This is a genomic window from Campylobacter sp. US53 (genome assembly GCF_004378995.1).
GTDB classification, from domain to species: domain Bacteria; phylum Campylobacterota; class Campylobacteria; order Campylobacterales; family Campylobacteraceae; genus Campylobacter_D; species Campylobacter_D jejuni.
This window is the reverse complement of sequence record NZ_RYYH01000008.1, coordinates 59,091-77,956: the sequence shown is the minus strand read 5'-3', so window position 1 is coordinate 77,956 and position 18,866 is coordinate 59,091. Positions and strand designations below refer to the sequence as shown.

Genomic DNA, 18,866 nt, shown 5'->3' with positions numbered 1-18,866 from the left:
ATTAGTTTTTGCTTGTGAAAGTATAGAATTATAATTTGAGTTATCATTGATGCTAAAGATACTCATATTAATTCCTTGATTTTGATTTTTTTGCCTTCAATCTAAATATATTAAAATAATATAAGCAAAATCTGTTCCGTTTTGGGGTGGAGTTATCCCAAAGTCCTTACAATCAAACTTTTAGGCAAATTAAAATGCTCTATAAGTTCTTTCTCTTTTTCTCTCATTTCTCCATTATCATTTTCATGATCAAAACCTAGTAAATGAAGCATAGCGTGGATAAAAAGCAAGCTTATTTCTTCTTCATAGCTATGCCCTAACTCTTTAGCCTTTTCTTTTGCCAAATCCACATTGATCACAACAGAACCCAAAGGCAAACTCTCATCGATATTTTCAAGCGGAAAAGAAAGTACATCAGTGGTTTTATCTTGTTTTCTTTGCTCTAAGTTAATTTCTTGCATTTCTTTACTATCCACAAAGACAAGCTCCACATCTTTAGGACTTAAAAAACTTGCTATAGATTCTAAAAAATCACATTTTTCATCACTTAATATCATAAACCTTCCTTAATCAAATGATATAAATTTTGTATTTCTTCATCATCAAAAATCGCACAATTTTTACTACTATAAAATTGTTTTAGTTTTTTCTCTTCAAACTCAAATCCTAAAGCACATTGAGAATGCGAAGGTAAAAAAGCCCTTAGCAATGTAATGGAATTTTGAATTTTCTCATCACAGGCAAAACAAAAAAAATCCTTATGCAATCTTCCTTCAAATTCCAAAATTTTTAAATAAGCATCAACAATAACACGCTTTGGATTTTGTTTTTCAAACCTTTTCACACACTCATCAAGTAAATCAAAATAAAAACTATCAAGCTCTTCCACATCTTTTAAATGCCTATATAAAAGACGGATAAATTCTTGCCAAATAAGCATTTTATCCCTTTGCATAATCCATAAAAATCCCAAATGCAATACATCTTTAAGTCTTGGTAAAAAACTAGGATTTTCTTCTAAAGCAAAGTCGATTTTATAGCCGCTTAAAATACTAGAATGTCTAAGTCCATAAAAACGATAAGCCTTAATAAGCATTTTAGGACTTAAAATATAAACGATCAAATCCTCATCTTTAACTTTTTGAGTATGAAGTATAAAGCCTTGCATTAAACAATTTCAATACCATAAGCTCTAAGTATATCAAAAGCGGATTTTTCTAAATTTTCATCAAAACTTGCACTTAAATTTTGGTGTAAAATTATCCTTGCATTAGGCTTAGCACCAAAAGCTAAAATGATATTACAAAACACACAAATATGAGAAACAAGCCCTGCAAAATGAAGTTCTTCATAATCGCTTTTTTGTATGAAATTAGCTAATTCTAAGCTACCAAAAGTATTTTTATAAAAAATTTTATGAGCTTTTTGTAAAAAAGGTTCAAATTCCTTTGGCATTTGCCAACCCAAACTCTCTTTAATGCAATGTTTTACAGGTAAATTTAAACCTTCTTTACTTTGTAGATAATGCTCATCATGTGTATCATAGGTTAAAAGCAAATGCGTGTTATTAAAATCGATTTGATTTAAGGCTTTAAGAATATTTTCTTTGATTTTTAAAGCCTTATCAAAACCTAAACTTCCATCAATAAAATCATTTTGATAATCCACTAAAACAAAAGCTTTTTTCATGCTTTTATGCCTTTTGAAGCCAAAAACTCTCCGTGTGTAAATTGGCAAAAGCGGTTTTTAAACTTGTAAAAAGCTTAGGATGATCTTTTTCTAAATTTGCTAAAAGCTGTTTAGCTTCTTCTCTAGCGTGTGGAAATTTTACATTTTTTTCACTGAGTTTCATACCAGGACAAAATTCATTTCCTATCACGCTAAGTTCATTTTGCGTAGCATTATCCCTAAGCTGTCTTTCTCGCACAAAAATCAAAGGGCGTATCACAGTTACACCGCGTTTGCTTTGATAAATAGGCGCTAAGGTTCTTAAAGCTCCATTATGAATAAAATTCATAAAAAAGCTTTCTGCTGCATCATCTAAATGATGAGCTATAGCAAGCTTGTTAAAACCTTTTTCAAGAGCGTAAGTATATAAAGCTCCACGACGCATTCTCGAAAAATAACTACAAAAACTTGAATTTTCTCTTATGGTATCGCCTGAAACTTCATAAATATTTGAATCAAGCACGCTATGTTTAATGCCGTGTTCTTCACAATGTGCATGAAGATGAGAATAATCCTCGCCCATGCCATAACTCAAAGTTACCGCTTCAAGTTCAAATTTAAAAGGAGCGTGAGCTTGCATACGATTTAAAAGATGGGCTAAAGCCAAAGAATCTTTCCCGCCGCTAAGCCCTAAAAGAACCCTATCTCCATCTTTAATAAGTCCAAATTTAGCATTAGCTTGTGCAACTTGGCGTATAAGTTTTTTGCTAAGATTTATCATAATTTCTCGCACATTTTAAGCACAAAATTGGCCGAAATTTTAGCTGAATTGATCACAAACTCATCAAAATCAAATTCAGCCTTTTCCCCCGCTTTATCACTCATAGCTCTTAAGATAAAACAAGGCACCTTTAAAGCATCACAAACCAAAGCCACACTTGCGCCTTCCATTTCACAAGCATCCGCATTGAAAATTTCTCTAATTTTTGCTTTTTTTGCTTCATCGCAAATAAACTCATCACCCGTTGCAATAATGCCTGCACGAAGTTTGATATTTAATTCCTTAGCAACTTCTAAAGCAAGATTGTTTAATTTCTCATCGGTTTTGATAAAAATTTCATTACCTGGAACAAAACCCAAAGGATGCCCAAAAGCGGTAATATCAAGATCGTATTGGGCTAATTTTGTTGCATAAAGCAAATCACCAATTTCAAGTTCAGGATTAAAAGCACCTGCAACTCCTGTAAAAAGCAAAACTTGTGCGCCAAATTTTTCTATCATCACACTAGCACTAAGAGTAGAATTTACCTTGCCGATTTTAGAATACGCTAAAACAAGTTCATGATTTTTATACTTTGCAAAATAATAAGTATTATTAGCGTGTTCTATTTTTATATAATCTTTAAGTGTTTCAAGCAAAGGAGTGATTTCTTCACTCATGGCTCCTAAAATTGCTATTTTCATCATATAACCTTTAAAAATTCATCAATATCATTCATATTTGTTAAAGCATAAGTTTCTTTTGAAGTAATTTTTTTATTCAAACCCTTAAGCACGCTTGCACCAAATTCTATGAAATAATCTACTTCATTTTCACATGCCTTAATGCTTTGTTTATAAAGCACAGGTGAGATAAGTTGTGCTTTTAAAAGTTCAAGAGCTTCTTCTTTACATGTATAAATTTTAGCATTTGCATTAGAAAGCACGGCTTTAAAATTTGGTTTTAACACCTTTTCAAGCTCCACACAAAGCTTAGCTGAAGCATTTTCCAAAAGAGGACAATGACTTGCCACGCTCATATTTAAAAGCATAGCTCTTTTAGCTCCTGCTTCTTTAAATACACTTTCATAACTTGCTAAATCAGGTTTTAAACCTGCTACAACGATTTGTCCATCACAGTTATAATTTGCAGCAAAAATTTGCTTGTTTTCTTTTTGTGCTTTTTGGCAAAGCTCTTCAACCTTTTCATCATCAAGCCCTAAAACCACCATCATACCTGCTTCAACTTTTGCACAATCTTCTTGCATAAAAAGCCCTCTTTTATTAACCAAAGAAAGAGCCTCTAAAAAATCAAAAGCACCATTAACAGCTAAGGCTGAAAATTCTCCTAAAGAATGTCCTAAAGCAAATTTCGAACTTAAATCAGGTTTTTTTTCAAGTAAAACACTATAAGCCATTAAGGAATTTAAAACGATGGCGGGTTGGGTAAATTCACTTTGATTGAGTTTTTCGTTTTCTTCAAAAAGCAAATGTTTAAAATCAATCTTACAAAAATCACTTGCGTTTTGAAGGAGTTCTTTGGCTTTTATAGAGTTTTCATAAAAATCTTTTCCCATGCCAAGACTTTGTGAGCCTTGACCTGGAAATATAAACGCAGCATTCATTAATGACAACCGCAACCGCCGCCACCGCCACAGCAACCGCCGCCACCGTGTCCGTGTCCGTGATGATGATCGTGCCCATGTCCGCTTCCACAACCACAACTATGACTTCCTGCGATAATACCTGTAAGAATTTCATCTTCACTTGCAGCTCTAGCATCTACGATATTTAAAGAAAAAAGCAAATCACGACCCGCATAAGGATGATTATAATCAATTGTCACATCATTTTCGCCAATCTCTTTTACAGTTACACGAACGGTTTCGCCATTTTCACCTTCGCCAAAAAGCTCCATACCTACTTTTAAATCAATACCTGCAAATTGCTCTTTTGGTAAAGTTTGAACGGCATTTTCATCGTATTCGCCTAAACCTTTTTCTTTTTTAATTACCACATCAGCATTGCTAGGACAATCAAGCTTCATCACTTCTTCTTCTAAGCTTTCTAAAATCTGACCTTTGCCTAAAATAAAAGAAATAGGTTGAGAATATAAATTTGATTCTAAAACTTCATTTGTATTTGCATCTTTTAACTCATAAAACATTGAAACTACACTATTTTTTTCTATAGCCATTTTATCTCCTTAATTATTTTCTATTAGGTGAAGCTTTTGCTTCGGGTGAATTTGGATAATTAGTTTTTAAAGCTTTATAAAAACCATTTGCTGTTTTTGTATCACCTGTTTTATCCAATGAAATGGCAGTATGATATAAAAGTTTTGGGAAATAATCCCCTTTTGTACTCAAAGAAGAACTTTTTTTATAATAAACAATAGCATTGTTATATTTTTTTTGTTTATACTCGATCTCCCCTAACCAAAAATTTGCTCTTGCAGGTTTATATTGCTTTGTTATGAGAAAATTTAATTTTGCTTTAGAATCTTCAAAAGCATTTTTATCAACATCTTTTATCGCTAATTCTAAAATTTCATTATTTTTTTTCTTTTTCCAAGATTCATCAATTTGTTTTGCTTTATCATCTTGGGTATTTTGAGTATTATTGTCTTCAATCGTACTATTTGAATCTGTAGTTGAAACAACAACACTAGGTGTAATAGTTTTAACGCTTAAATTTGCATCATTTAATTCGTTTTTAGAAACATAATTTGCATTAATGGCATCTACTAAAGAACTAAGTTCGGCTAAAACTTTTTTTACTTGCTTATTATTAGCTTCTTGAATTTTTCTACTTTCTTCAACATAAGCCTTTAATTTTTGAATTTCACTAGTAAAATTATTTTCAATATTTTGATTATTCTCTTCAACTTGACTTAATCTAGAATTTGATTTAGCATATTGAGAATTTATACCTTCTAAAGTGCTTTGTAAACCCTCGATTCTTTCGTTAATTTCATTAATTCTAGCATTTGTTTGTATATTTTCATTATTTAAATTATCTAACTTTTCTTTAAATAATTTTTCATTTGAAGTTAAACCATAAGAAGAATTGCTTGTTATATCTCCTGCACCAAAAGCTGAGCTTTCTGCATAAAGTAAAGTAGCTCCAAGAAGAGCTACTGTGAATATTTTTTTCATTAATTATCTTGATAATTTAAATTCAGCACGTCTGTTTTGCGCATCGCAAGCTTTAGTTTTTTCAGTGCACACAGGATTTGTTTCTCCATAGCTTTTAACAGCAATTCTATCAGCATTTACACCTTTAGCGATTAAAGCTTCTTTTACAGCTTTTGCTCTTTTTAAACCTAGAGCTTGGTTATATTCATCGGTTCCCCACTCATCGCAGTTTCCTTCAACAGTAATACTTACACCGCTTACTTCAGTGTTAAAGATATTAGCATTTGTACTTACAACATTTTGCATATCAGGACGAATATTGAATTTATCAAAATCAAAATATACTTTATTTAAAGTATCATTAAGTTGAGAAATTTTTGAATCAATATCCCAACCATCACTTCCACCTGAACCACGATTTGAATCAACACTACTATCACCGCTTACACTAGTGCTTTTTGTGCTACAACCACTAATAACAACTGCAAGAGCTGCAATTGAAGTAAAAAGAATTTTTTTCATTTACGACCTTTCAAAGTTAATAAATTCTTACTATTATATCTAATTTTTAATTAATTTTAACCTAAAATTGAAATTTTTACCAATCAATTGATTGAATTTTTCCAACCCTAAGAGGAAAATAAAAAGTCTTATTTGCATTTACACGAATAACACCCAAAGCACTTTGCGCACCTAAATATTTGATAAATACTATACTTCCACCATCACTAGAAAATCTTGGAAATAAATTTTTTCCATTTGCTGTAAGTTGACGAATATAATCACTATTAATTGACATCAAATAAATATTAAAAACACCTGCTTGATTTGATTCACGACTTGAATAAACCAAAAAATCTTTATAAGTCGAAACAGCCGAATTGTTTCTACCATGAAAAACAACTTGTTCAGCACTATTACTATTTAAATCTTGCATAAAAATATTAGGATATCCCAAACGATCGCTTACAAATACCACTTTACTATCATCTGAGCCAATAAAATTTCCATTAACATCAATACCAGAATAATTAGTTAATTGTGTTAGATTTTTGGTATTTAAGTCATATAAATAAACATCAGGCTGATCTTTTGGAGCCATGGTAACAAGTAGTTTACTTCCATCTACACTCACATCACTTGCTACAACCATACCGCCGCTTGATAAAATTTTACTAGCTTTATTGGTATTTAAATCATAACGGTATAAAGTTGGCTTATCATGATCATAAGCTGTATAATAAAATAGAGTTTGTTCTTTATTTCCCCATTTTGGAAATAAATTAAGCCCACCATCAACAATAACTTTTTGATAAGTTAAAGTATAATCAGCCATAATAATTTGACTTTTTTTAGAGCTGGAATTTCTCGCGATCAAAATTTTATGATCCATCCAATCAACAGGTGCAAGTCCTAACGCATTTACAGAAGCTTTGACACTTTTATGTGCCAAAAATGGATATTGCTCTAAACCATTTAAAGTATAAGTTTGCTCTGACTTATCAGAACCGCCAGCTTTTATTTTTACATTTAAACTCAAAGTGTTACCATTTTTATTTAAAGCGTATTCAAAAGTATAATTACTTGTTTCAGTTGCATTAGCAACAACTTCAAAGTTTGAACTTACTTTCAAATCGTTCACAATGATATTATAAAAGCTTTTCTTTAAATTCTCATCACTTAAATTTGAATTATCTTTAACGATAATCTTTGGTAAAACTACACCAGAATTAACAACATCAATCACTGGATCTTCTGCCCAAAGACTTCCTAAAAAGACTAAAAAAATTGCTACAATTTTTTTCATTTTTTTCTCCTAATCATTTTTAACTTTTGCTTCATCTCTTAAATTCATGGTAATGCTTATATTTTTATTTTGCGGAGGATAAGTAATAAATTTACCTTTTTGACTTTCTAAAAATTCAGCCACTTTAGCATCATATAAAGGATTCCCACTTTTTTCAACTGAAGTATAGCCAAATTTTCCATTTTCATCAATAAAAATTTTTACCTTAACAGAAATTTTTTCACTATTTGGATAATACTGAGTCCATCTTTGAGTGATAATACGCACAACTTTCCCTAAAAATTCATCATAAATTCCAATCTTTTGCGCCTTTGTGCTTTCGCCTTGCGTTGAACTTTCTTCTTGAAGTAAACTATCATTAAGTTGTTTTACAAGTTCGGAAGCTTGAGGTTTTGGGGTACTAGAAGCTCCTGATTTAGCACTTGATTGAATTTTTGTAGTCTTTTCTTCTTGTATTTCTTTGATATTTCCAAAAAGCTCATTAAAATTACTTGCCTTTTGGTCAATATCTTCTGTTTTAACTGTTTTATTTGTAGTCTGAGCAAAAAGCTTTTCTATATCAATTTGCTCTGTTGGTTTTTGTATTTCTTTAGGAGTGTTGCTTTGAGTAATAACCTGTTTTGATGGTTCAGCAAGTTCAATATCTACAAAACTATCTTTTATATCAGTATATTGTATAGCAGGTTCAACCTCGCTTACAAGTCTAAAAAAAACAAGAATTATTATACTAATATATATTGCTAAAGCAAGTAAAAACGAATTTAAATTACTCAAACCATAATTTTTCATGATTATTCAGTCTGTAAAGCAACTTTATTAAATCCTAAATTTTTTACACTTCTTAAGACTGAAATAACATCGTCATATTTTAAGCTTTTATCAGCGCGTATAAAAACCGGATCTTCGGTATTAAATTGTGCTTTTCTTTGAGCAAGATTGTCAGCAAAACTTATAAAATCGTATTTTTCTTGATTTAAAAAAATTTCTTTTTTTGCATTAATACTAATAATTAAACTCTTAACAGTTGGAGTGCTAGTATTTTTTTGACTACCTTGTGGAAGATTAATTTTTTCTTCATAAGTAATGCTTGGAGCTGTTACCATTAAAATCGCAAGCAATACAAGCATAATATCTACTAAAGGTGTGATATTAAGTTCAGGTTTTTCATCATCAAATGGCATTTTTAACCTTATTTACTCGAACTTATAACTTTAATCTCGCTATCAATAATGCTTAAAAGTTCAAAAGCTTTTCTTTTAATGATGAGATGAAATGTATAAGCAGGAATTGCTACTAAAATACCACAACCTGTAGCAACTAAAGCCTCGCTGATTTTAGGAGCTATGATACTTAAAGAATTTTGAGTTCCAAGCCCACCAAAAGTTTCAAGTATAGAAATAACCGTCCCAAAAAGACCTATAAAAGGTGAAGTTGAAGCAATAATACTAAGCCAAGTAAGTCCAGCAGAAGCGCGGCGACTTGCTAAATTTTTATAGATTTCTAAATGATTTGAAGTTGTATCATTGCATTTTCTTAAAATCGAATCAGTACGACTTAAATCCTTCTCACCCAAGAGCAAAGTTTCTAAACTTTCTTTTTCCTTATTTCTCCATGTAGCCAAATAAGTCAATCTAGCAAACAAAATACTAAATGCTAAAATAAAATATAAAGAAAGCCATAATAAAACTATATAAGTAATAATACTTGAACCATTGAAAAAATGAAATATAGCTTCAAAATTCATTAATGCATCCTTGCATTATCAAGTTTTGAAAAAGTTGCTGCTAAAGCTGCATTATCAGAACTCATAGATTTAATCAAATCTTTTGCTTGAGCAAGATTTTTTTCAATCTCACTTTCATCACTTCCACAAACCCAAACCGCACCCTTTGCTAACACGCAAATCTTATCTTCATCTACCTTTGCATGTCCAGCATCAATAGCAATTAATTCATGATTTAAATCAGCTTTTTCAATATCAATTACTCCAGATTTTAAAGAAGAAACCAAAGCAGCATGTCCTTTAAGCACGCCAAATTCTCCTTCACTACCCGGTAAAGTAACAGATTTTACTTCTCCTTGATAGATTACACCCAAAGGCGTAACTATCTCGAAATTAATCAAATCGTTCATAAATTAACCTTTTAATTTATCCGCTTTTGCAATAGCTTCATCTATATTTCCAACCATATAGAAAGCATTTTCTGGTAAATGATCATATTTACCTTCTAAAATTCCCTTAAATCCTGCTATTGTATCTTCAAGGCTTATATATTTTCCTGGGCTACCTGTGAAAACTTCTGCAACGAAAAATGGTTGTGATAAGAATTTTTCAATCTTTCTTGCTCTTTCAACTACAAGTTTATCCTCTTCGCTAAGCTCATCCATACCTAAAATGGCGATGATATCTTGTAAATCTTTGTATTTTTGAAGCACTGATTGAACACCACGAGCAACTTTATAATGTTCTTCTCCAATGATATTTGGGTCAAGCATTCTTGAAGTTGAGTCAAGTGGGTCAACTGCAGGATAAATACCCTTTTCAGCAATAGCTCTATTTAAAACCGTTGTAGCATCTAAGTGAGCAAAAACAGTTGCTGGAGCTGGGTCGGTTAAGTCATCAGCTGGAACGTAAACAGCTTGAACTGAAGTGATTGAGCCTTTTTTAGTTGAAGTAATTCTTTCTTGGAATTTACCCATTTCACTTGCTAAGGTTGGTTGATAACCCACAGCTGATGGAATTCTTCCTAAAAGTGCTGACATTTCAGAACCTGATTGTGAAAATCTAAAGATATTATCAATAAACATAAGCACATCAAGACCCATTTCATCTCTAAAATACTCAGCCATTGTTAAACCTGTTAAAGCAATACGATTTCTTGCCCCTGGTGGTTCATTCATTTGTCCATAACATAGAGCAACTTTGTCTAAAACATTACTTTCTTTCATTTCATTATAAAGGTCATTTCCTTCACGAGTTCTCTCACCCACACCTGCAAATACAGAATAGCCGCTATGCTTAAATGCAACATTGTGAATAAGCTCCATAATAATAACAGTTTTACCAACACCTGCACCACCAAAAAGACCTACTTTACCACCTTTTGCATAAGGAGCAAGTAAATCCACAACTTTAATCCCTGTTTCAAAAATCTCACTTTTTGTGCTTTGATCTTCAAAAGCTGGTGGATCTCTATGAATTGCCCATTTTTTATCAAAAGAAATTTCTTCACCTTCATCGATCAAATCTCCAGTAACATTGAAAATTCTTCCTAAAACTTTCTCACCAACAGGAACACTAATAGGAGCACCTAAAGCCTTAGCTTTTAAGCCCCTTACCAAACCATCTGTCATATCCATAGCAATAGTTCTAACTCTATTATCTCCTAAATGAGCTGCTACTTCTAAAACAAGTTTATGTTTTTTTCCTTCGCTTTCAAAATTTACAACAATTGCTTCATTAATTTGAGGTAAATAGTCGTTAAAATCTACATCAACAACCGGACCTAATACCTGTGAAATAAATCCTTGCATTATTTATCTTCTCCTTAAAATTTACTATTTCATTGATTCAACACCACTGATAATTTCTATAAGCTCAGTGGTAATAGATTCTTGTCTTGCTTTGTTATAAGCTAAATTCAGTTGTTTCACTCTTGCCTTTGCGTTATTAGTTGCATTATCCATAGCTTGCATTCTTGCACTATGCTCTGCCGCCAAAGAATCGATTAATGCATAATACATATTATACTCGAAATATGTTTTCATTAAATCTTCTAAAAGCTCAGTTCCTTCTGGTTCAAGCTCTAAAAGAGAATTATGAGTCTGTTCAATACTCTTTGGTTCAACTGGAATAAGATGATTAATTTTAAGTTCTTGGGTAATCATATTTTTATAACCATTATGAACTAAAATCACTTCATCTGTATTTCCATTTAAAAAATCATCTACAGCAGCATGAATTACTTCACATGCTTTCTCATAATCAGGACTAGAACTAAGATGGAAATATTTCTCTAACAATTCTATTTTTTGAAAATTAAAATATTCAATCCCAGTTTTACCTATAGCTCTAAGACGAATATTAATATTTTTTGCTTCATATTCTTTTAGCATTTCACTTACTGTTTTTAAAGTCTTAATATTAAAACCACCGCATAAGCCTTTATCTGCAGTAATAAATATTAAATCTACGGTTTTAATTTGTTCTTTTTTATGAAACAAAGATAAACGCACATCATCTTCATTGTGAACAATTTTATTGATCTGAAATGAAATTTCACTCAAAATTTCATCGATTTTTTGTGCATAAATTTTTGATCTTTTAGCTGCTTCTTCTGCTTTTTTTAACTTAGCAGTAGAAACTAGCTTCATAGCATTTGTAGTCTTTTGAGTGTTATGAACACTTTTAATTTTTCTTTTAATTTCTTTTAAATTAGACATAAAAGGCCTTATAAATGATTTGCTTTAAACTCATTAATGGCTTTAGCTAGTTTTTCTTCCAAATCAGAATCTAAAGCTTTTTTAGAGCGAATTTGCTCAAAAATATCTGGATATTTTGCCTCAATAAAAGGATAAATTCCATCTTCAAATTCCTTAATTCTAGAAACAGCAATATCATCTAAGAAACCTTTGGTTCCTGCAAAAATTAAAACTACTTGTTTTTCAACGCTAAGCGGAGAATAAGGTGGTTGTTTTAAGAGTTCAACCATTCTTTGTCCACGTTCAAGTTGTTTTCTACTTGCCTCATCTAAATCACTAGCAAATTGTGCAAAAGCTTGAAGCTCTCTATATTGAGCAAGGTCAAGTCTTAATGTACCTGAAACTTGTTTTGTAGCTTTAATTTGAGCAGCCCCACCTACACGAGATACTGATAAACCAACATTAATTGCAGGACGAATTCCTGAGTTAAATAAATCAGTTTCTAAGAAAATTTGTCCATCTGTAATTGAAATAACATTAGTTGGAATATAAGCAGAAACATCTCCTGCTTGTGTTTCAATTATCGGCAATGCCGTCAAAGAACCAGCACCTAATTCATCATTTAGCTTGCTTGCTCTTTCAAGCAATCTTGAATGAAGGTAAAAAACATCGCCTGGATAAGCTTCACGACCTGGAGGACGACGTAAAATCAAAGACATTTCGCGATAAGCTACAGCATGCTTGCTCAAATCATCATAAACAATTAAAGCATGTTTTGCGTTGTCTCTAAAAAATTCACCCATGGTTACACCAGTATATGGAGCTAAGTACTGTAAAGCCGCAGGATCTGAAGCACCAGCATTTACAACAATAGTATATTCCATAGCACCATGTTCTTCTAGTCTTTTAACCACTTGTGCCACTGTACTTTGCTTTTGACCAATTGCAACATATATACAGATAACTCCTTGACCTCTTTGAGATATAATAGTATCAACAGCAACAGTAGTTTTACCTGTTTGTCTATCGCCTATGATAAGCTCTCTTTGACCACGACCAATTGGCACAAGTGCATCAATAGCTTTAATTCCTGTATGTAAAGGCTCATGAACACTTTTTCTCGCCATAATACCTTTTGCTTTTTCTTCAACAAAACGATATTCATTAGCATTGATCACACCTTTAGCATCAATTGGCTCACCTAAAGCATTTACAACACGGCCAATCAAAGCCTCACCTACTGGAACTTTAAGTAATTTCTTAAGTCTTTTTACAGAAGCACCTTCTTTTAAACCTTCTCCTTTTCCAAGTATAACAATACCTACACTCGACTCTTCAAGGTTTAAGGCCATTCCTTTATCACCATTTTCAAATTCTACCATTTCTCCAGCCATAATATTCTTAAGTCCATATACCTTAGCAACACCATCAGCTACAGAAATAATTTTTCCTGTTTCTTCAATTTCAAGATTTAAATCAAAATTTTCAATTCTTTCTTTGATTATTGAACTGATCTCATCAGCTTTAAATTTCATTTACTTTTTCTCCTTAGATAATTTTCAATATATATTCGTTTAGCTTATTTTGAAGAGCTTTCATAGAAAAAGAAAGTTCATAACCTAATTCTTCTAATTCTATTTTAACACTATCATCTTGACTGATTTTATTGTTTAATTTAATATTTGCATCAAATTTTTTGTTAAGTTTTACTTCAAGATCTTTAAGATTTTCTTGACTTAATTTTTCTTTAGAATATACAATACCAACAAAAATATTTTCTTTAAAAGCTTTTTGTCTTTCAAGTTCTTTAACTATTTGAGGAATGCATTCTAATCTTGAATTTTCAATCAAAAGTCTTAAAAAATTTTGAAAACTAGAATTTTTAATATCAAAAAAAGAATCAAGAAATTCCATTTTTCTTTCTTTTTTAATCTCATTAGATTCTATAATATTTTTAAATTTTGGCAAAACAAAAGCAGAATTTAAAATACACAAATTCTGATAAAAATCATTTATATCAGCTCTTGAAGCTATCGCTTTTGCATATCTTCTTGCAATTATATTTTCCATATTTAAGATACCTTCTTCATCATAAGTTCTATTATTTCACTCTGTTTTAATGTCATATTTGGATCAGAAAAAATTTCATTTAAAGTATTTGATACTAATTCTTTTTCCATTTTTCTAAATTCATAATCTTTTTGTTCCTCAAAATGTTTTTGAAGTAAATCTAACTCATCTTGAGTCTCTTTCTTAATATTTTGAACTAAAATTTCAGCTTCTTTTTTTGCTGTAATTAAAGCGGCAGCAGCACTTGCCTTAGCTTCTTCAAGTTTTTTCATCGTATCTAATTTCTTAGCTTTACTTTCTAAAAGTTTTTTTTGAATTTCATCAAGTTTAGAAGAAATTTTTACAATACGGTTTTTGTAAAAATTTTTAAATGAAGTTGCAACAAAATAATACAATATAGCCACAAAAATTAGAAAATTAATAGTCCTTGGAATAATATCATATTCTCCACTACCATTTGATGCACCAAAAGCATATAAAGGTAGCAAAAATATAATAAAGAATAACTTACTCATTTCTCTCCTCTTAAATTTTCTTTATGTTATTTTGCAAAGCTTGCTTAAGCTCAGGTAAATGTATGTTTAAATGTTCTTGCAACTCTTTTTTTTGAACGGCTAAATCTGCATAAAAACTGGCCATTTTTCTTTCCAATTCTTCTTTCTTGCTTCTAAGAATTTGCTCTGCCTCTTCTTTAGCAGCAGCTATAGCACTTTGTTTAATTTTTTGAATTTCTTCTCTAGTGTTAATATGAATAGCTTCTAATTCATCATTCACACCTAAAACTTCTTGAGAATTTTCTTTTACTTTATTCTCATCATTTTTTATAGAATCATTTCTTTCATCCATAAATTTTAAAAGCGGCTTATATAGCATACTATTTAAAATAACTATCATAGCTAAAAAAATAGCCATAGTAGCAAGCATTATGGAAGGATGCATATCTTCAAACATAATTCTCCTTGGTTAGAATTTTCGAAGGACTATTTTACCATAAAAAAGCTAAGATTTTGGTTAAAGCTTTTCAAGCATTTTGATTAATTTTTTAATTTTATCAATATTTTCTAAATGAATTACAAAATCATTATTTTTATTTTTGCAGTCAAATCCAAAGCGATTTAGTATTTGTTTTAATTTTTTTATTTCATCTTCAAATTCTTGATTAGGTAAGCTTTCATTATTTTTTATTTTTTTAACTATTTTTTCAGTATCTCTAACATTAAGTTTTTGACCTATTATACTATCAACCAACATTTTTTCATCTTTTTGATCTAAACCAACCAAAACTTTAGCATGACCCTGAGAAATTTTTCCAGAAGCAATCAACTCTTGAGTTCTAATATCTAAATTCAGAAGTCTTAAAGTATTTGTTATTTGAGTGCGAGACTTATGAATAAGTTCTGCTAAATTCTCTTGAGTAATTTTATGAACTTGCATTAAATCCTTATAAGAATTAGCAAGCTCAATAGGGTTTAAATTCTCTCTTTGTATATTTTCAATAAGAGCCAATTCTCTAAGCTTATTCTCATCAATATCAGCAATAAAAGCTAGAATTTCTTTTTTTCCTAATGCTTTCACTGCTCTTAAGCGACGTTCCCCAGCAATTAAAATAAATTTATTATTTTTTTTAAATACAATAATAGGCTGAATAAGTCCAAATTCTTTGATAGAATTAGCAAGTTCATCTAAAGCTTCTTGATCAAAATTCTTTCTTGGCTGAAATGGATTGGGTGAAATTTGATCAATTTCTATCATAGTGCTTTGATTTTTATCAAAACCCAATTCTTTACTATAAACAGTATCCATATCACTGATTAAACTACTTAAACCCCTATCTTTATTTAACCCCATTATAATTATCCTAATATAGAATACGCCAAATTTTGATAAGCAACAGAACCTGGTGATTTAATATCATAAAGAATTATAGGCTTTCCAAAACTTGGACTTTCTGCAAGTTTTACATTGCGAGGGATCACAATAAAGTCATCTTCATTTCCATTAATAGTAAAAAGTTGTTTTTTAAAATTTTGTTTCAAATCATCTACAACATCTTTAGAAAGATTATTTTGAGAGCTATACATTGTCGGTAAAAATCCACGAACCCTGAGTTTAGAATTAATAGTTTTTTTGATAATTTTAATTGTATTTAAAACCATAGCTACACCCTCAAGCGCATAAAATTCACACTGTATAGGGATAATTACGCTATCACTTGCTGCAAAAGCATTTATAGTAATACTTCCAAGAGCAGGCGGAGAATCAATAATAATAAAATCATACTCATCAATCACTTCTTGAATTTGATTTTTAAGCAGCATTTTTTTCTCATTATTTTCACCTTTAGCAAGCTCTTGTTCTATACCTACAAGACCTATATTTGAAGGAGCTAAATGAAGTTGTGGCAATTCTGTTTTTAAAATAATATCTGAAAGCTTTTTTCTTCCTATAAAAACATGGTAAATATTATACTCATAATTATTACGATTAAAACCAAGTCCTGTAGTCGCATTAGCTTGCGGATCAACATCAATCAAAAGTACTTTTTTCTCAGCCACAGCTAAGGAAGCGGCTAAATTTACTGCTGTTGTAGTCTTTCCTACTCCACCTTTTTGATTTGCTATTGTAATAATTTCGCTCATCTTAAACTATACACCCTTTTATCACCTAGTAAAATTGAACCATCTTCATACAAAAAAGAATTTTCAAGTGAAAAAACTTTACCTTCATGATGGACGCTAAATTTTCTTGATTTTTCGAATTCTAACATATACTTGCTAAAAATATTCTTCCATAAAATTTTTTTTTCTACTTTTTGCAAAAACTCACTCACTAAATCTTTAAGCGAAATTTCTATATCGCATAAAGCTGTATTTTGGGGTGAAAATTTGAGATTTAAACCCATACCGCCTATGATAAAATTTGAAATTTTAGCACTTATAACCCCTCCAGCTTTTTTATCATCTAAATATAGATCGTTAGGCCATTTAAGCCAAATTTTAGAACCTTTTTCTTGTAAAACTTCTTTAAGTAAATAAGCAAAATAAATACTCACAGAAGCTAAAGGTAAATCTTTTGGTAAATCTTCTTCTTTAATACAAAAAGAAAGATGTAAATTTCCTTTAGAGCTTTGCCAAGAATTTTCCCTACTTCCAACTCCATTTGTTTGTTCTAAAGCATAAATAGCAAAATTTTCATCAATCTTTCCATTGCGTATTTGCTCGCATAAAAAAAGATGAGTTGAGTCTATACTTTCAACACAAACTATCTTCACTTTTAAGCCTTTTTCCATTTAAATAAGTCCTACCATCAAGAGCTTTTTTTCCACTTTCTTGAAGTTTTTTAATACGCAAAACTCCTTGTTTGCAAGCAAGCAAAAAACTTTCTTTTTCTAATTCTAAAATTTCACCCATCCTAGCATTTTGTTTTAATTCATCCACAAGTTCAAGTTCTAAGAATTTAAGTCCATTTTCCAAGAAAACTCCAGGCCAAGGGGTAAAAGCTAGATATTTTTGATAAAGTTCTCTTGCATTTTGCAAATTTATAAGCCCATCTTCTTTTTTGATTTTTCTGCAAAGCGTTGCTAGACTTTCCTCTTGTTTTTTAGGGGTAATTTTATCAAAATTTAAAAGAGTAGTGAGGATGAGCTTAGCGGCCAAATTTGCTAAAAGTTCAAAAACTTCACTTGAATTTTTATCTTTTATATCACACTCTAAGCTTTCAAGTATAGCACCTGTATCAAGCCCTTCTTCCATAAGCATGGTGCAAACTCCACTTTTTTCATCTTTATTTAAAATCGCACTTTGAATCGGACTGGCACCACGGTATTTTGGAAGTAAAGAAGCGTGCAAATTCACACAAGGTGCTAAATCCAAAATGGCTTTAGGTAAAATTTTTCCATAGGCAGCAACCACGATAAAATCAGGATTTAAATCCTTAATCTCTCTTATAATATTTTCATCTTTTAAAGAACTTGGAGTAAAAATAGGAATACTAGGATAATTTTGACTTAAAAAAGCCTTAGTATGACTTGGAGTTAAAATTTGCTTTCTACCTACAGCTTTATCAGGCTGAGTAAAAAGTGCTACGAGTTTAAAATTTTCATTTTCTACTAGTGCTTTTAAAATACAAGTTGCATAAGATGGAGTACCCATAAAAATAATTTTTTTCATTTTTTCGCTTTGTGTGAAATTAAAAGTTTTAATTATAGCTTATTTGATTTTAAAAGAGAATTTAATAAATTAATCACTCAAACAAAGTTCCGCCTATTTGTTTATTTTCAAGCAAAAAGGTTTCAATTACATTTAGATTAAAGCCACTTGCTAAAAACATTTTTTTATTGTGTTCAAGTAAAAATTTAGCTGCTTTAAGTTTGGTTACTATACCACCTGTTCCGTGCTCACTACCTGTTTTTATGGTTGCTTGTAGCCATTCTTCTTTAATATGAGTGATTTTTTCTAAACGCTTTGCATCACTAAATTTACTAGGATTTTTATCGTAAAATCCATCAATATCGCTTAAAATCACAAGCAAATCCGCATCAAAAAAATGCGTAGCATAAGCACTTAGGCTATCATTATCACCAAAGACAATTTCTTCTATGGCTGTAGCGTCATTTTCATTAATAATAGGCAAAATTCCTAAATTTATCATCATATCGATAGCATTTTTTGCGTGTTTAGTAGCTTTTCTAGAGTCAAAATCCTTACCTGTAAGTAAAATTTGTCCGCCTAGTTTGCCAAACTTGGCTAAAAGCTCGTTATAAACACTGATTAAAAAAGGTTGTCCAATAGCAGCTAAAACTTGTTTATTAATGAGGTTTTTTCTATCGATATCTAGTTTGGTGTGTCCTGCTGAAATAGCCGCTGAAGTTACTAAAATCACTTCATATTTTTCCATGAGTTTAGCTAAAAATGCGACTAAATTTTTAAGACGCTCAAAACTTAAAGTGTTTTCTTCGCTAATCACATGAGAACCCACTTTAACAACTATTCTTTTCATGCTTA

The 18,866-nt window shown here is 30.8% G+C and carries 25 protein-coding genes; all 25 read right to left on the bottom strand.

The features are described from left to right. Positions 1-152: 152 nt before the first annotated feature. The gene (ybeY, locus tag ELQ05_RS06940; protein ID WP_002866735.1) at positions 153-557 is read right to left on the bottom strand and encodes an rRNA maturation RNase YbeY; all 405 of its coding nucleotides are present in this window, start codon (positions 555-557) and stop codon (positions 153-155) included. Beyond that, complete coding sequence (gene recO, locus ELQ05_RS06935) at positions 554-1,168, bottom strand: recombination protein RecO (RefSeq protein ID WP_002881418.1); 615 nt, start codon at positions 1,166-1,168, stop codon at positions 554-556. The genes ybeY and recO overlap by 4 nt, the downstream gene beginning before the upstream one ends. Next, on the bottom strand, positions 1,168-1,689 hold the full coding sequence (locus ELQ05_RS06930; RefSeq protein WP_002785057.1) for an isochorismatase family cysteine hydrolase: 522 nt from the start codon (positions 1,687-1,689) through the stop codon (positions 1,168-1,170). The genes recO and ELQ05_RS06930 overlap by 1 nt, the downstream gene beginning before the upstream one ends. Positions 1,690-1,693: 4 nt before the next feature. Next, positions 1,694-2,449: a tRNA 2-thiocytidine(32) synthetase TtcA gene (locus ELQ05_RS06925; protein WP_002866734.1), complete on the bottom strand. Its 756-nt coding sequence runs from the start codon at positions 2,447-2,449 to the stop codon at positions 1,694-1,696. Continuing rightward, positions 2,446-3,135 (bottom strand): aminodeoxyfutalosine nucleosidase, encoded by a 690-nt coding sequence (pfs, locus tag ELQ05_RS06920; RefSeq protein WP_079862112.1) that lies wholly within the window; start codon positions 3,133-3,135, stop codon positions 2,446-2,448. Before pfs ends, ELQ05_RS06925 begins: the two co-directional genes overlap by 4 nt. Next, positions 3,132-4,004, bottom strand: a complete 873-nt coding sequence (locus tag ELQ05_RS06915; RefSeq protein ID WP_024088246.1) for an ACP S-malonyltransferase — start codon at positions 4,002-4,004, stop codon at positions 3,132-3,134. The genes pfs and ELQ05_RS06915 overlap by 4 nt, the downstream gene beginning before the upstream one ends. 47 nt (positions 4,005-4,051) lie before the next feature. Beyond that, the gene (locus tag ELQ05_RS06910) at positions 4,052-4,624 is read right to left on the bottom strand and encodes a peptidylprolyl isomerase (protein WP_002934149.1); all 573 of its coding nucleotides are present in this window, start codon (positions 4,622-4,624) and stop codon (positions 4,052-4,054) included. A 13-nt stretch (positions 4,625-4,637) separates the two neighbouring features. Continuing rightward, positions 4,638-5,585, bottom strand: coding sequence for a tol-pal system YbgF family protein (locus ELQ05_RS06905; RefSeq protein WP_070316468.1), 948 nt, complete (start codon positions 5,583-5,585; stop codon positions 4,638-4,640). Positions 5,586-5,588: 3 nt separating this feature from the next. Next, the gene (pal, locus tag ELQ05_RS06900; protein WP_002851617.1) at positions 5,589-6,086 is read right to left on the bottom strand and encodes a peptidoglycan-associated lipoprotein Pal; all 498 of its coding nucleotides are present in this window, start codon (positions 6,084-6,086) and stop codon (positions 5,589-5,591) included. A 76-nt stretch (positions 6,087-6,162) separates the two neighbouring features. Next, positions 6,163-7,371, bottom strand: coding sequence for a Tol-Pal system protein TolB (gene tolB / locus ELQ05_RS06895; protein WP_070316467.1), 1,209 nt, complete (start codon positions 7,369-7,371; stop codon positions 6,163-6,165). Between the two features lie 9 nt (positions 7,372-7,380). Beyond that, positions 7,381-8,160 (bottom strand): TonB C-terminal domain-containing protein, encoded by a 780-nt coding sequence (locus ELQ05_RS06890; protein ID WP_070316466.1) that lies wholly within the window; start codon positions 8,158-8,160, stop codon positions 7,381-7,383. A gap of 2 nt (positions 8,161-8,162) precedes the next feature. Next, positions 8,163-8,552: an ExbD/TolR family protein gene (locus tag ELQ05_RS06885; protein ID WP_002858790.1), complete on the bottom strand. Its 390-nt coding sequence runs from the start codon at positions 8,550-8,552 to the stop codon at positions 8,163-8,165. Between the two features lie 8 nt (positions 8,553-8,560). Further along, positions 8,561-9,115 (bottom strand): MotA/TolQ/ExbB proton channel family protein, encoded by a 555-nt coding sequence (locus ELQ05_RS06880; RefSeq protein ID WP_004316599.1) that lies wholly within the window; start codon positions 9,113-9,115, stop codon positions 8,561-8,563. Further along, entirely contained in the window at positions 9,115-9,504 is a 390-nt protein-coding gene (gene atpC / locus ELQ05_RS06875) for an ATP synthase F1 subunit epsilon (RefSeq protein ID WP_002851752.1), read from the bottom strand. The genes ELQ05_RS06880 and atpC overlap by 1 nt, the downstream gene beginning before the upstream one ends. A 3-nt stretch (positions 9,505-9,507) precedes the next feature. Further along, on the bottom strand, positions 9,508-10,905 hold the full coding sequence (gene atpD, locus ELQ05_RS06870) for a F0F1 ATP synthase subunit beta (RefSeq protein ID WP_070316465.1): 1,398 nt from the start codon (positions 10,903-10,905) through the stop codon (positions 9,508-9,510). 24 nt (positions 10,906-10,929) lie between these two features. Further along, a complete protein-coding gene (atpG, locus tag ELQ05_RS06865; RefSeq protein WP_002860587.1) occupies positions 10,930-11,814 on the bottom strand; it encodes an ATP synthase F1 subunit gamma in 885 nt (294 codons plus the stop codon). Between the two features lie 8 nt (positions 11,815-11,822). Continuing rightward, positions 11,823-13,328: a F0F1 ATP synthase subunit alpha gene (gene atpA, locus ELQ05_RS06860; RefSeq protein ID WP_133401948.1), complete on the bottom strand. Its 1,506-nt coding sequence runs from the start codon at positions 13,326-13,328 to the stop codon at positions 11,823-11,825. Between the two features lie 13 nt (positions 13,329-13,341). Further along, positions 13,342-13,863 (bottom strand): F0F1 ATP synthase subunit delta, encoded by a 522-nt coding sequence (locus tag ELQ05_RS06855; protein WP_002851861.1) that lies wholly within the window; start codon positions 13,861-13,863, stop codon positions 13,342-13,344. A gap of 2 nt (positions 13,864-13,865) precedes the next feature. Continuing rightward, positions 13,866-14,378 (bottom strand): F0F1 ATP synthase subunit B, encoded by a 513-nt coding sequence (locus ELQ05_RS06850; RefSeq protein ID WP_070316464.1) that lies wholly within the window; start codon positions 14,376-14,378, stop codon positions 13,866-13,868. A gap of 10 nt (positions 14,379-14,388) precedes the next feature. Beyond that, entirely contained in the window at positions 14,389-14,814 is a 426-nt protein-coding gene (locus ELQ05_RS06845; protein ID WP_002857723.1) for a FoF1 ATP synthase subunit B', read from the bottom strand. Positions 14,815-14,874: 60 nt separating this feature from the next. Beyond that, positions 14,875-15,711, bottom strand: a complete 837-nt coding sequence (locus tag ELQ05_RS06840) for a ParB/RepB/Spo0J family partition protein (protein WP_002851919.1) — start codon at positions 15,709-15,711, stop codon at positions 14,875-14,877. Between the two features lie 5 nt (positions 15,712-15,716). Next, the gene (locus tag ELQ05_RS06835; RefSeq protein WP_002851697.1) at positions 15,717-16,502 is read right to left on the bottom strand and encodes a ParA family protein; all 786 of its coding nucleotides are present in this window, start codon (positions 16,500-16,502) and stop codon (positions 15,717-15,719) included. Then, positions 16,499-17,152, bottom strand: a complete 654-nt coding sequence (locus ELQ05_RS06830; RefSeq protein ID WP_002867821.1) for a biotin--[acetyl-CoA-carboxylase] ligase — start codon at positions 17,150-17,152, stop codon at positions 16,499-16,501. The genes ELQ05_RS06835 and ELQ05_RS06830 overlap by 4 nt, the downstream gene beginning before the upstream one ends. Then, a complete protein-coding gene (gene fmt / locus ELQ05_RS06825; RefSeq protein WP_134240041.1) occupies positions 17,115-18,032 on the bottom strand; it encodes a methionyl-tRNA formyltransferase in 918 nt (305 codons plus the stop codon). The genes ELQ05_RS06830 and fmt overlap by 38 nt, the downstream gene beginning before the upstream one ends. A 73-nt stretch (positions 18,033-18,105) precedes the next feature. Further along, positions 18,106-18,861 carry a glutamate 5-kinase gene (gene proB / locus ELQ05_RS06820; protein ID WP_070316462.1) on the bottom strand — a complete coding sequence of 252 codons (756 nt, stop codon included), beginning with the start codon at positions 18,859-18,861 and terminating at the stop codon, positions 18,106-18,108. Positions 18,862-18,866 lie beyond the last annotated feature (5 nt).

What these genes read in the sequence shown, in the direction of transcription:
- ELQ05_RS06855 (WP_002851861.1), bottom strand. Translation starts at nt 13,863, where the DNA reads ATGGAAAATATAATTGCAAGAAGATATGCAAAAGCGATAGCTTCAAGA.
- proB (WP_070316462.1), bottom strand. Translation starts at nt 18,861, where the DNA reads ATGAAAAGAATAGTTGTTAAAGTGGGTTCTCATGTGATTAGCGAAGAA.
- pfs (WP_079862112.1), bottom strand. Translation starts at nt 3,135, where the DNA reads ATGATGAAAATAGCAATTTTAGGAGCCATGAGTGAAGAAATCACTCCT.
- ELQ05_RS06925 (WP_002866734.1), bottom strand. Translation starts at nt 2,449, where the DNA reads ATGATAAATCTTAGCAAAAAACTTATACGCCAAGTTGCACAAGCTAAT.
- atpG (WP_002860587.1), bottom strand. Translation starts at nt 11,814, where the DNA reads ATGTCTAATTTAAAAGAAATTAAAAGAAAAATTAAAAGTGTTCATAAC.
- ELQ05_RS06930 (WP_002785057.1), bottom strand. Translation starts at nt 1,689, where the DNA reads ATGAAAAAAGCTTTTGTTTTAGTGGATTATCAAAATGATTTTATTGAT.
- ELQ05_RS06830 (WP_002867821.1), bottom strand. Translation starts at nt 17,152, where the DNA reads ATGGAAAAAGGCTTAAAAGTGAAGATAGTTTGTGTTGAAAGTATAGAC.
- pal (WP_002851617.1), bottom strand. Translation starts at nt 6,086, where the DNA reads ATGAAAAAAATTCTTTTTACTTCAATTGCAGCTCTTGCAGTTGTTATT.
- atpA (WP_133401948.1), bottom strand. Translation starts at nt 13,328, where the DNA reads ATGAAATTTAAAGCTGATGAGATCAGTTCAATAATCAAAGAAAGAATT.
- atpC (WP_002851752.1), bottom strand. Translation starts at nt 9,504, where the DNA reads ATGAACGATTTGATTAATTTCGAGATAGTTACGCCTTTGGGTGTAATC.
- ELQ05_RS06890 (WP_070316466.1), bottom strand. Translation starts at nt 8,160, where the DNA reads ATGAAAAATTATGGTTTGAGTAATTTAAATTCGTTTTTACTTGCTTTA.
- ELQ05_RS06905 (WP_070316468.1), bottom strand. Translation starts at nt 5,585, where the DNA reads ATGAAAAAAATATTCACAGTAGCTCTTCTTGGAGCTACTTTACTTTAT.
- atpD (WP_070316465.1), bottom strand. Translation starts at nt 10,905, where the DNA reads ATGCAAGGATTTATTTCACAGGTATTAGGTCCGGTTGTTGATGTAGAT.
- ELQ05_RS06885 (WP_002858790.1), bottom strand. Translation starts at nt 8,552, where the DNA reads ATGCCATTTGATGATGAAAAACCTGAACTTAATATCACACCTTTAGTA.
- recO (WP_002881418.1), bottom strand. Translation starts at nt 1,168, where the DNA reads ATGCAAGGCTTTATACTTCATACTCAAAAAGTTAAAGATGAGGATTTG.
- ELQ05_RS06840 (WP_002851919.1), bottom strand. Translation starts at nt 15,711, where the DNA reads ATGGGGTTAAATAAAGATAGGGGTTTAAGTAGTTTAATCAGTGATATG.
- ybeY (WP_002866735.1), bottom strand. Translation starts at nt 557, where the DNA reads ATGATATTAAGTGATGAAAAATGTGATTTTTTAGAATCTATAGCAAGT.
- tolB (WP_070316467.1), bottom strand. Translation starts at nt 7,371, where the DNA reads ATGAAAAAAATTGTAGCAATTTTTTTAGTCTTTTTAGGAAGTCTTTGG.
- ELQ05_RS06850 (WP_070316464.1), bottom strand. Translation starts at nt 14,378, where the DNA reads ATGAGTAAGTTATTCTTTATTATATTTTTGCTACCTTTATATGCTTTT.
- ELQ05_RS06880 (WP_004316599.1), bottom strand. Translation starts at nt 9,115, where the DNA reads ATGAATTTTGAAGCTATATTTCATTTTTTCAATGGTTCAAGTATTATT.
- fmt (WP_134240041.1), bottom strand. Translation starts at nt 18,032, where the DNA reads ATGAAAAAAATTATTTTTATGGGTACTCCATCTTATGCAACTTGTATT.
- ELQ05_RS06915 (WP_024088246.1), bottom strand. Translation starts at nt 4,004, where the DNA reads ATGGGAAAAGATTTTTATGAAAACTCTATAAAAGCCAAAGAACTCCTT.
- ELQ05_RS06835 (WP_002851697.1), bottom strand. Translation starts at nt 16,502, where the DNA reads ATGAGCGAAATTATTACAATAGCAAATCAAAAAGGTGGAGTAGGAAAG.
- ELQ05_RS06910 (WP_002934149.1), bottom strand. Translation starts at nt 4,624, where the DNA reads ATGGCTATAGAAAAAAATAGTGTAGTTTCAATGTTTTATGAGTTAAAA.
- ELQ05_RS06845 (WP_002857723.1), bottom strand. Translation starts at nt 14,814, where the DNA reads ATGTTTGAAGATATGCATCCTTCCATAATGCTTGCTACTATGGCTATT.